Origin of the sequence: uncultured Rikenella sp., assembly GCF_910579375.1 — a bacterium.
GTDB lineage: Bacteria > Bacteroidota > Bacteroidia > Bacteroidales > Rikenellaceae > Rikenella.
Window position 1 is genome coordinate 1 of the sequence record NZ_CAJTUJ010000086.1, and the last position, 7,562, is coordinate 7,562.

4 protein-coding genes are annotated in these 7,562 nt (G+C 60.5%); 3 read left to right on the plus strand and 1 reads right to left on the minus strand.

Going from position 1 to position 7,562, the window contains the following annotated elements; genetic code table 11:
* The 3 genes from QZ302_RS07350 to QZ302_RS07360 all read left to right on the plus strand — a co-directional run.
* The coding region (locus QZ302_RS07350) for a hypothetical protein (protein WP_294594076.1) at window positions 1–343 on the plus strand (343 nt) is incomplete at its 5' end.
* 121 nt (window positions 344–464) lie between these two features.
* The gene (locus tag QZ302_RS07355; protein ID WP_294594078.1) at window positions 465–971 is read left to right on the plus strand and encodes an HAD hydrolase family protein; all 507 of its coding nucleotides are present in this window, start codon (window positions 465–467) and stop codon (window positions 969–971) included.
* A 29-nt stretch (window positions 972–1,000) separates the two neighbouring features.
* On the plus strand, window positions 1,001–3,868 hold the full coding sequence (locus tag QZ302_RS07360) for a PD-(D/E)XK nuclease family protein (protein WP_294594080.1): 2,868 nt from the start codon (window positions 1,001–1,003) through the stop codon (window positions 3,866–3,868).
* Between the two features lie 582 nt (window positions 3,869–4,450).
* Here QZ302_RS07360 and QZ302_RS07365 read toward each other — a convergent pair.
* The gene (locus QZ302_RS07365) at window positions 4,451–6,841 is read right to left on the minus strand and encodes an ABC transporter permease (protein ID WP_294594082.1); all 2,391 of its coding nucleotides are present in this window, start codon (window positions 6,839–6,841) and stop codon (window positions 4,451–4,453) included.
* Window positions 6,842–7,562 lie beyond the last annotated feature (721 nt).

Below are 7,562 nucleotides of genomic sequence, written 5' to 3' on the forward strand. Positions count from 1 at the left end.
GGCGACCGACCTCGATCAGCCTTTGACCGGTACCTTCCCGTACTACTCGGATGGGGTTCCCGGTGAAAAATACGGCGCAGGGAACTACAAAGCCACCAACGGTCGTCTCTACAAGGTAACGGACGACGGCACCGCGGGAACCCCGCTCGCCTGGTACCCCGCCCCGGGCTATCGCTATGCCGGATCGGGCACACTGGGCGAAGTCGGCAGCTACGGATGCAGTTGGGCATCTGCAATCAGGGGGACTAATAGTATAGACTTGAACTTCAATGCGACGTGGCTCTACCCCAGCGGCACAAACGGTCGTAACCTCGGTCTTCAGTTGCGTTGCCTCTCGGAATAAACGGACGCACGGCGTCTTTTACCGGCCGCCTCGGCCTAAAAACTGGCAACCTCTACCCGCCCCCCCCAAACAACGAGCAGCCCGCTACCCGCTCCGGACACACCTCGAAAACGTTCGACCTATGCAAAACTTTAAAGAAGAAATCGCACATATCCGCGCCTTCGCCTTCGACGTGGACGGCGTCTTCACCGACGGACGCATCCTGCTGACACCCGACGGCCAGTTCCTCCGCGAATACCACATGCGCGACGGACTCGCCGTGGTGCAAGCCCTGAAAAAAGGCTACCCCATCGCCATCATCTCCGGCGGCAAAGGCGACCAGCTCCGACGGCGGATGGAGGGGCTCGGCATCCGGCACATCTACACCGGACAGGAGACCAAAGTCGAAGCCCTGCGCGACTTTTCAGCACAGTGCGGCGTGCCGCTCGACCAGATGCTCTACATGGGCGACGACTACCCCGACCTCGACCCGATGCGCCTCGTCCGGATCTCGGCCGCACCCGCAGACGCCGCCGAAGCGGTCAAAGGAGCCGCCCACTACGTATCCGGATTCAAGGGCGGATACGGCTGCGTGCGCGACATGATCGAACAGGTGCTCCGGTGCCGCGGCGACTGGTTCGAAAACTGACCCTTTTCCTTCAGCCGGCTCCCCCCACTATGAAAAAATTCCTCGACGAAGTCGCCCGGCACCTCTACTCCGCCTACGGCAGCGGCATCTCCGACCTGCACATCGTCTTTCCCGGCAAACGCGCCCGGCTCTTCTTCAACGAAGCCCTGCTCGCGCTGAGCGACGGACGGCCCATGTGGCAGCCCCGCTACCTCTCGATGGACGACCTCGTCCGGAGCCTCTCGCCGCTCGCCGTCGGCGAGCGGCTGCGACTCGTCGCCGAGCTCTACCCCGTCTATCGCGCCTACCACGACGAACCCTTCGACCGCTTCTTCCGGTGGGGCGAGATGCTCCTCGCCGACTTCGACACCATCGACAAATACGGCATCGACGCCGCCGCACTGTATGCCAACATCAGCGACCTGCACGACATTGAAGCGCACTTCGGCGGCCTCTTCGCCGGGAACGACGAGGCCATGACCCTCGTGCGGAACTTCTGGAGCTCGCTCGACCGGCAGGCGGTGCAGTCCGACGAACAGCGGCAATTTCTGAAAATCTGGCGGTCGCTGTTCGACATCTACACCCGGTACAAAGCGCGGCTGCGCGAGCTGGGGATCGGCTACAGCGGCATGATCTACCGCGACGTGGCCGACAGTCTCCGGGTCTCGGAGACGGGAGCCGTCACCGACGAACGGTTCGCCGGGAAGACCTTCTGCTTCGTCGGCTTCAACGCCCTGAACGACTGCGAGAAACGCCTCTTCGACTACCTCCGCGAGATCGGCGCCGGGCAATTCTACTGGGACTACGACAACTACTTCTACCGCTCGGAGAGCCAGGAAGCCGGTCGGTTCATCCGCCGCGACGTGGCCCGCTTCGGCGACGACACCCCGGACTTCGACCGCGACAACTTCGTGCGGCCCAAACGCATCGAAGCCATCTCGACCCCGTCGGACGTCTTGCAGTGCAAAGCCTTGTACCGCGAGCTCCGGCGCATCCACGACGAGCAGGGGTTCGTGGACAAGGAGACCGCCATCGTGCTCACCGACGAAGCCCTCCTGCTGCCCGTGCTCCACTCGATTCCGCCGGAGATCGCGAGCCTGAACGTCACGATGGGCTATCCGCTGGCCGGCACGGTGCCTTATCTGCTGCTGGAACGGCTCCTGTCGCTCCAGCGGCACGCGCGCGAGGGGCTCTTCTCGCACACCGACGTGTCGGGCATACTGAACCACCCGTACGTCGTCGAACGGTGCGGCCGCGCGGCGCGAGAAGCGCTGAAAACGATTCGGGAAGGACAGACGATCTGGATCGAACCGGCCTTTTTCGCCGGTCAGGGCCTGCTGGAGCGTATTTTCCGGCCGGTGACGGGCGTCGAGGAGATGCAGGCTTACATCGAGGATATTCTCTCGGGCTTCGGAGCCGTGGATTCCGACTCCGAGGAGGCGCGCGAACGGAAAGAGTTCATTTTCACGATCCTCGACCACGTGGCGAAGCTCGGGGCGACGATACGGGACTGCGGCATCGAGTTTCCGGCGGGCATCTACCACTCGCTGCTGCGGCAGTCGCTGGCCCAGAGCCGGGTGCCGTACGAGGGGGAGCCGCTGAGCGGTTTGCAGATCATGGGGATTCTCGAAACGCGGAACCTCGATTTCGACAACGTGATCCTGCTCTCGCTCACGGACGACACCTTCCCGGGGAACCGCGAGGGGAGCTCCTACATCCCGTTCAACCTGCGGCAGGCCTTCGGACTCCCCACGCCGCAGGATCACGAGGCGATGTACGCCTACTACTTCTACCGCCTGATCGCGCGGTGCCGACGGCTCACGATGATGTACAGCTCGGCGGCCGACGAACGCTGCACGGGCGAGCAGAGCCGCTATATCTACCAGCTGGAGTACGAGTCGCCGCACCGGGTGGAGCGGTCGAACGTCAACCTGCGGATCGACTACCGGCCGGTGGAAGCGATCCGGGTCGAAAAGTCGCCGGAGGTGCTGCAACGGCTGGAGACGATGGCGTTCTACCCGTCGAAGCTCAACCGCTACATCGACTGCCCGTTGAAGTTCTACTTCGCGGACATCGAGCGGCTCGAAACGCCGGAGGAGCTGGAGGAGGAGGCCTCGCATTTAGACGTGGGAAATACGCTGCACCGGGCATTGGAGGCGCTCTACACACCGCTCCTGAAGCGGCCGGATGCGGCACGGGCGGTAGCGGAGTTCGATCGGGAGGGGGTGATACGGGCCACGGAAGCGGCAATGGCTGAAGTCATGGGAGCCCGCGGACGGGATGTGTCGCTCAGCGGACGGATGCAGCTGCATCGCGACACGGTGGCGCGGTACGCGGAACACATCCTGCGCTACGATGCGCGGTCGCAGGCGGAACCGTTCACGGTGGTGGCGTTGGAACAACGGCTGAAGCATGCGTTTCACTTCGGCGACCGGGAGGTGGTGCTGGCGGGGGTGGCAGACCGGATCGACCGGATGGCGAGCGGCGCGCTGCGGATCGTGGACTACAAAAGCGGGGGGGATACGCCGGAGTTTCCGTCGCCGGAGAGCCTCTTCTCGAACGAGGCGGTGAACACACGCACGGGCGAGCTGCGCTACGAGGCGCACAACGGGGCGGTGTTGCAGACGTTGCTCTACGGACTGATTCTGAATGGGATGCGACCGGCGGCACGGGTACAGACGGAGCTCTACGTGGCGCGGCGGATGGGGACGGTCGATTTCTCGCCGATTCCGGTCTGCAAGGACGAGGCGGGCGCACCGGTCGAGATCGAGGCATTGGACGAGGAGCTCCGCCAAAAGCTGTTGCAAGGTTTGGAGGAGCTTTTCGCTTCGCTGTTCGACGCTTCGGTACCGTTCTCTCAAACGGAGCATCACCGCACGTGCGAGTTCTGCGACTTTCGTCCGCTCTGCCGGCGGTAAACGGCAGATATTTCTGTATATTTCCTTGGGTTGGAGGGTACTGTTCTTTTTCTGAAGAGCCGAGCGGCGTTACTTGAGCAGAGACCGCAAGCGGGCTATGCCGAGTTAGCGCGAGGAAGCCTTCGGGCAAAAAGAACCAAAAAGACTTTCGACGGATGCTAACGCATCCTCCAGCTGCCGACGGCCCAACTCTCGGACTGTTCATCGGGCTGGGTTTTTCCGGCGTAGCGCGCTTGAGTTCTTTACCCGTTATTTAGCGCGCTCGCCGAGAAAACCCAGCCCGACAGACTCGCGAAACATGAGGACTGCGGAGCCTAAGGAGTAGCGTAGCTAGCATAAAAGTTTTTGGTGCCGCTTTTTTCAAAAAGCGGCAGTTCCGACCGGCTCAAAGCTCGACCGCGGCAATTCTTGCCGAATTGGCTCACCGCCAATCGGCAGAATATGCCCTCTTAAAGCAGACGGGCGGCTTGTCCGATGAGAGGGAACTGGCCTCAGGCCGGCCTGGCCCCGCGTGCCCGCGGTGGGCAATGGACTGGAGCAGCCCAAGCAGACTCTTCCTGACCGGAATCACAACAACTCGCATCAGTCACGGATCGCCACGACCGGGTTGGCCCGCGTCGCCTTCAGCGACTGCCACAGCACCGTGAAAAACGCGATCGCGAACGCCGCCAATCCCGCCAGCCCGAAAATCGTCCACGACAGCGGTATCCGATAAGCGTATCCCGACAGCCACTCACTCATCACGTACCAGATCACCGGCACCGCCAGCACGAACGCAACCACCACCAACCGCAGGAAACTCGTCATCAACCGCGTCAGCACCTGCCCGTTCGTCGCCCCGAACACCTTCCGAATCGCCACCTCCTGCGCCCGCTGACGCATAAAGTAAGTCGCCATAGCCAGCATCCCCAACGCCGAAATCACGATCGCCACGAACGACAAGTAGGTGAGAATCTGCGCCGTCCGCTCCTGCGACTCGTACTGCCGCTGGATCTGGTCGTCGAGGAACGACCCCATGAAGAGCTGACCGCCCTTGTAACCGTTGTACCAATCCCGCACCCGGTTCATCGCCCCGAACGGATCGGCCGGCGACACCCGGATCAGGATACTCCACGGGTAAAACTGATCCTCCGGCAGCTGGCGGATCATCGCCTCGCCGATCGGCTTACCCAAGTCCGTCGTGTGGAAATCCCGCACCATCCCCAACAGCGGCGCCGGCGTATCCCATTGCCCCGGATCGAAACACTCCGTGGCATCGTCCGGCAGTTCCAGCCGTTTCCACGCCGTCTCGTTGATCCATACCCCCCGATCGCTCACCACCCCCGTCCGATGCAGCACCTCGAAACCCATCATCTCCATGTAGGTCGAGTCGCCGACAAACATCTGAAAACTGTGCTGCCGCCCCTCCTTGTCCCGGGCCGAGTTATTGTTCCCGCCGTCAGCCGGCGTACCGGCCACGAAAGCCACCTGTTCGACCCCCGGGATCGCCATCAGCTGGCTCCGCACCGCCGCCCGTTCCGCCGCATTCTCCGTCATATTGTCGCACGTCAGCAGATAATCGTGCCGATATCCCAGGTCGGTCTTCATCATGAAGTTCGTCTGCCGGATCACCGTAATCGTACAGCCGATCAAAGCAATCGTAATGCAGTACTGGAACGCGATCAGAATCTTGCTGTATACCATTTTGGTCTGCCGCCGGAAAGTTCCCCTCACGACGTCGATCGGTTTGAAGCGCGTCAGCACATAAGCCGGCACGAGCCCCGAGATGACGCCGATCACCACAACCCCGCCCAATGCCAGCGCCACATTGCCCGCCGTGAAACTATCCGCGAGGGAGGTGTCGCACCCCATTACCTCCCGGAACCACGGTTCGATGGTCTGGGCCAGCAGCAGGCCGATGCAGAGCGAGACGAAACAGATGATCAGCGACTCGAGAATAAACCCGCCGAAGAGGCTTCCCCGCGAACCGCCCAGCAGGCGCCGGGTAGCCGCCTCCTGAGCCCGGAAGCCGCTCTGAGCCACCGACAGGTTGATGTAGTTGATGATGGCGAAGGCCAGAATCAGCAGCGCCGTCGCCCCCAGGACGGTCAGGAAGCGGGCGTCATTGGAGCGATTCGCGCTGAAACTCTGTCTCGAACTGAAATAGACCTCTTCCAACGGTTCGAACGAGGCATGGTTGGTCGAATCGTGACGGAAAAGCCAATACATGTCATTGGAATGCACGTATTCGTCCAGGTCGGCCGCCTTGGCCGGCAGATCGGCTTGCCGATGGGCCATAAAATAAATTTCCACGGCACACCATCCGCTATGCCCCATCATATTCATTCCCCATGCCGAACTTATATTATCGAGCCAGAGCAGGAAATCGGGGTTGGCAAAATGGGTCTCTTTGTCGAAGTCGGCCACCACGCCGCTGACCACCAGCTCGCCGAATCCGTCTACACGAATCGTCTTTCCCAAGGCCGGTTGGTTGCCGAAAAGTTTGCGGGCGTAGGACTCGGTAAGCACCGTTTCGCCTTTGGTCAGCAAGGCCTGTTCGGGCGTCCCCTCGACGAACGGGAACGAGAAGATCCGGAAAAACGAGGAGTCGGTCATCAACGCATTTCCGATATACCGCACCGGCTCGGCACCGTTCTCGGATTCGACCGACACTTCCCACCCATATTTATTGTAAGTCAAGGTATACCGTTCGATTTCGGGATACCGATTGGCCAGATCCGGCGCGGTCGGCGGGGCGAAATTCGTCTGCGAGGAACCGACGATGCGATAGATGCGATCCCGATTGACCTGCGACCGATTGACGGCGACTTCATCCTGCACGTATAGCCCAATGAGCACGACGAACGTAAGCGATACGGCAAATCCGAAGATGTTGATGGCGGTAAAGAGTTTGTTCCGTTTCAGGAAGTTCCAGAAAGACTTCAGTTGCAGAAAATTACCCATAATATGACGAATCAACAAGTTTGTTTTCACAAGGATTGATACAGCAAACATAAACAATATCCTTATTTTTCTTTTATCCGAGACAAAAAAAAAAAAAAACAGATAATTATATCAATTTACGTCAAATACACCACAAACAGGCCGACAAATCCTGACACCTGAGCCGATTTTCCAATGAGATGCGAACAGGGAGCTGGGCCGAGGCTGCCCATTCCGAGTGCAGCACGCCCCGCGCGGACAGAGATTTGGGCCGTCGGCAGCTTGAGGATGCGTTAGCATCCGTCTAAAGTTTTTCTGGTTCTCTTTGTTCACAAAGAGAACAGTTTGAGGTGGGTCAAAGCTTGACCGCGCGCCGACGCCTTAAAAAGGAAATCGTCAAAATGTGCTGGCACGTTTTGACAAGATTTCCCAAGGCGCGCGAAAAAAGAATGGGGTGAGGAATTGGGCTGAGGCTGCCCATTCCGAGTGCCGGGAGGCACCACCCGCCCGGCGTAAGGGCAGTACCCTCCTATAGCCAAAGACGCGCGCAGGCGCGCGAAAACGTGGCGGAGCGATAGCGGAGCCGCAGTGAGGCCGACACGGGGCGGAGAACTGAGCTTTGCTTTGGGCTGGAATTTGGGACGAGAGCGAGTAGCTAAGTCCCCGTGATAACGGTCGGCCCGCAGCCCCCGGATGCGGAGGGGACGCACAGTGTCTTTTACTGGCCGCCTCAGCCTTAATGTTCGTTCTCTGCTGGCTGCGGCCGAAAACA